Here is a 3,758-nt window from a genome sequence, read left to right on the forward strand (position 1 = left end):
TTCCTCGAGCACGATGACGCGAACCGTGCATTGATGGGTTCGAACATGCAGCGTCAGGCCGTGCCGTGTCTGCGTCCGGAAAAGCCGGTCGTCGGTACGGGCATCGAGCGCACCTGCGCGGTCGACTCGGGTACGACGGTCCAGGCGTTCCGCGGCGGTGTGGTCGACTACGTCGACGCAGGCCGTATCGTGATTCGCGTGAACGACGACGAAGCGGTCGCGGGTGAAGTCGGTGTCGACATCTACAACCTGATCAAGTACACGCGTTCGAACCAGAACACGAACATCAACCAGCGTCCGATCGTGAAGATGGGCGACAAGGTCTCGCGCGGCGACGTGCTGGCCGACGGCGCCTCGACGGACCTGGGCGAGCTCGCGCTCGGCCAGAACATGCTGATCGCGTTCATGCCGTGGAACGGCTACAACTTCGAGGATTCGATCCTGATCTCGGAGAAGGTGGTCGCGGACGATCGCTACACGTCGATCCACATCGAAGAGCTGAACGTCGTTGCACGCGACACGAAGCTCGGGCCGGAAGAAATCACGCGCGACATCTCGAACCTGGCGGAAGTCCAGCTCGGCCGTCTCGACGAGTCGGGCATCGTGTACATCGGTGCTGAAGTCGAAGCAGGCGACGTGCTGGTCGGCAAGGTCACGCCGAAGGGCGAGACCCAGCTGACGCCGGAAGAGAAGCTGCTGCGCGCGATCTTCGGCGAGAAGGCTTCGGACGTGAAGGACACGTCGCTGCGCGTGCCGTCGGGCATGAGCGGCACCGTGATCGACGTCCAGGTGTTCACGCGTGAAGGCATCCAGCGCGACAAGCGTGCGCAACAGATCATCGACGACGAACTGAAGCGCTACCGTCTCGACCTGAACGACCAGCTGCGCATCGTGGAAGGCGACGCGTTCCAGCGTCTCGCACGCATGCTCGTGGGCAAGGTCGCGAACGGCGGTCCGAAGAAGCTCGCGAAGGGCACGAAGATCGACCAGGCTTACCTGGAAGACCTCGACCACTACCACTGGTTCGACATCCGCCTCGCGGACGACGAAGCAGCGGCGCAGCTCGAAGCGATCAAGAACTCGATCGAAGAGAAGCGTCACCAGTTCGATCTCGCGTTCGAAGAGAAGCGCAAGAAGCTCACGCAAGGCGACGAACTGCCGCCGGGCGTGCTGAAGATGGTCAAGGTGTACCTCGCGGTGAAGCGCCGTCTGCAGCCTGGCGACAAGATGGCAGGCCGTCACGGTAACAAGGGTGTCGTGTCGAAGATCGTCCCGATCGAAGACATGCCGTACATGGCCGATGGCCGTCCGGCAGACGTCGTGCTGAACCCGCTCGGCGTGCCGTCGCGGATGAACGTGGGTCAGGTTCTGGAAGTGCACCTCGGCTGGGCCGCGAAGGGCCTCGGCTGGCGTATCGGCGAAATGCTGCAGCGTCAGGCGAAGATCGAGGAACTGCGCACGTTCCTGACGAAGATCTACAACGAGTCGGGCCGCCAGGAAGATCTGGAAAGCTTCACCGACGACGAGATCCTCGAACTCGCGAAGAACCTGCGCGAAGGCGTGCCGTTCGCGACGCCGGTGTTCGACGGTGCGACCGAGGAAGAAATGGGCAAGATGCTCGACCTCGCGTTCCCGGACGACATCGCCGAACAGCTCGGCATGAACCCGTCGAAGAACCAGGTCCGCCTGTACGACGGCCGCACGGGTGAAATGTTCGAACGTCGCGTGACGCTCGGCTACATGCACTACCTGAAGCTGCACCACCTGGTCGACGACAAGATGCACGCGCGTTCGACCGGCCCGTACTCGCTCGTCACGCAGCAGCCGCTGGGTGGTAAGGCGCAGTTCGGTGGCCAGCGTTTCGGTGAAATGGAAGTGTGGGCGCTCGAAGCGTACGGCGCGTCCTACGTGCTGCAGGAAATGCTGACGGTGAAGTCGGACGACGTGACCGGCCGGACGAAGGTGTACGAAAACCTCGTCAAGGGCGATCACGTGATCGATGCAGGCATGCCGGAATCCTTCAACGTGCTCGTGAAGGAAATCCGCTCGCTCGGTATCGATATCGATCTCGACCGCAATTAATCGGACTACGGAGAGAAAGCAATGAAAGCTCTGCTCGATCTATTCAAGCAAGTCCAACAGGAAGAAGTTTTCGACGCGATCAAGATCGGTCTGGCCTCGCCCGACAAGATCCGTTCGTGGTCGTTCGGCGAAGTGAAGAAGCCGGAGACCATCAACTACCGTACGTTCAAGCCGGAACGCGATGGTCTGTTCTGCGCGAAGATCTTCGGGCCGATCAAGGACTACGAGTGCCTGTGCGGCAAGTACAAGCGCCTGAAGCACCGCGGCGTGATCTGCGAGAAGTGCGGCGTCGAAGTGACGCTGGCGAAGGTGCGTCGCGAGCGGATGGGCCACATCGAACTGGCCTCGCCGGTCGCGCACATCTGGTTCCTGAAATCGCTGCCGTCGCGTCTGGGCATGGTGCTCGACATGACGCTGCGCGACATCGAACGCGTGCTGTACTTCGAAGCGTACGTGGTGATCGAACCGGGCATGACGCCGCTGAAGGCGCGGCAGATCATGACCGAAGAGGATTACTACAACAAGGTCGAGGAATACGGCGACGAATTCCGTGCCGAAATGGGCGCGGAAGGCGTGCGTGAACTGCTGCGCGCGATCAACATCGACGAGCAGGTCGAGACGCTGCGCACCGAGCTGAAGAACACCGGCTCGGAAGCGAAGATCAAAAAGTACGCGAAGCGCCTGAAGGTCCTCGAGGCATTCCAGCGTTCGGGCATCAAGCCCGAGTGGATGATCCTCGAAGTGCTGCCGGTGCTGCCGCCGGAACTGCGTCCGCTCGTGCCGCTGGACGGCGGCCGTTTCGCGACGTCGGACCTGAACGACCTGTATCGCCGCGTGATCAACCGTAACAACCGGTTGAAGCGTCTGCTCGAGCTGAAGGCGCCTGAAATCATCGTCCGCAACGAAAAGCGGATGCTGCAGGAAGCCGTCGACTCGCTGCTCGACAACGGTCGTCGCGGCAAGGCGATGACGGGCGCGAACAAGCGTCCGCTGAAGTCGCTCGCCGACATGATCAAGGGCAAGGGCGGTCGTTTCCGTCAGAACCTGCTGGGCAAGCGCGTCGACTACTCGGGCCGTTCGGTCATCGTGGTCGGCCCGACGCTGAAGCTGCACCAGTGCGGTCTGCCGAAGCTGATGGCGCTCGAGCTGTTCAAGCCGTTCATCTTCAACAAGCTGGAAGTGATGGGCGTCGCGACGACCATCAAGGCTGCGAAGAAGGAAGTCGAGAACCAGACGCCGGTGGTGTGGGACATCCTCGAAGAGGTGATCCGCGAGCATCCGGTGATGCTGAACCGTGCGCCGACGCTGCACCGTCTCGGTATCCAGGCGTTCGAGCCGGTGCTGATCGAAGGCAAGGCAATCCAGCTGCACCCGCTCGTCTGCGCGGCGTTCAATGCCGACTTCGACGGTGACCAGATGGCCGTTCACGTGCCGCTGTCGCTCGAAGCGCAGATGGAAGCGCGCACGCTGATGCTCGCATCGAACAACGTGCTGTTCCCGGCCAACGGCGATCCGTCGATCGTGCCGTCGCAGGATATCGTGCTGGGTCTGTACTACGCGACCCGCGAAGCGGTCAACGGCAAGGGCGAAGGCCTGTCGTTCACGGGCGTGTCGGAAGTCATCCGCGCGTACGAGAACAAGGAAGTCGAGCTGGCCTCGCGCGTCAACGTGCGGAT

At 61.9% G+C, this 3,758-nt stretch carries 1 protein-coding gene and 1 pseudogene; both read left to right on the plus strand.

The window, feature by feature from the left end:
* On the plus strand, positions 1–2,082 hold a 2,082-nt coding region (rpoB, locus tag JMF90_RS28125), incomplete at its 5' end, for a DNA-directed RNA polymerase subunit beta (protein WP_201325703.1).
* Positions 2,083–2,103: 21 nt separating this feature from the next.
* A pseudogene (locus tag JMF90_RS28130) lies at positions 2,104–3,758 on the plus strand (DNA-directed RNA polymerase subunit beta'); the annotation flags it as partial.

The sequence above is a fragment of the Burkholderia sp. E168m23 genome (assembly GCF_016586125.1).
GTDB classification, from domain to species: Bacteria; Pseudomonadota; Gammaproteobacteria; order Burkholderiales; family Burkholderiaceae; genus Burkholderia; species Burkholderia orbicola.